This window comes from Lyngbya sp. CCY1209 (assembly GCF_035615495.1).
In the GTDB taxonomy this organism is placed as follows: Bacteria; Cyanobacteriota; Cyanobacteriia; order Cyanobacteriales; family Microcoleaceae; genus Limnospira.
Map to the genome: position 1 here is coordinate 1 of NZ_JAJENU010000301.1, position 290 is coordinate 290.

1 pseudogene is annotated in these 290 nt (G+C 46.9%); it reads right to left on the reverse strand.

The window, feature by feature from the left end:
• A pseudogene (locus tag LKE08_RS08740) lies at window positions 1-230 on the reverse strand (hypothetical protein); the annotation flags it as partial.
• Window positions 231-290: the final 60 nt, after the last annotated feature.

Sequence of the window (290 nt, forward strand, 5' to 3'; positions counted from 1 at the left end):
CATTTGCCTTTCTGGTATTTCAGCAGTTTGGCTTCTCGGTTTGGGATTTCTGCTGATTTCCCTCTCCTTGTTGCCCAATAGATCCAATTTCCATCATACGTCGATGCGTTTGGTCTGACCAACGTGTGGTAGACAATGGGAGTCCAGGCGTGTTTTTGGAGTCGTAGACCGTCCTTAGTTTGGAAAATCCACTTGTCCTTCCTTTCGTCCCCGTTGCTCAGTTTTGCCATACCTGTTCGGTAGTATTTTCTGAGCGTTTTGTATTTGGCGTTTCCGCATCGTGACACTAC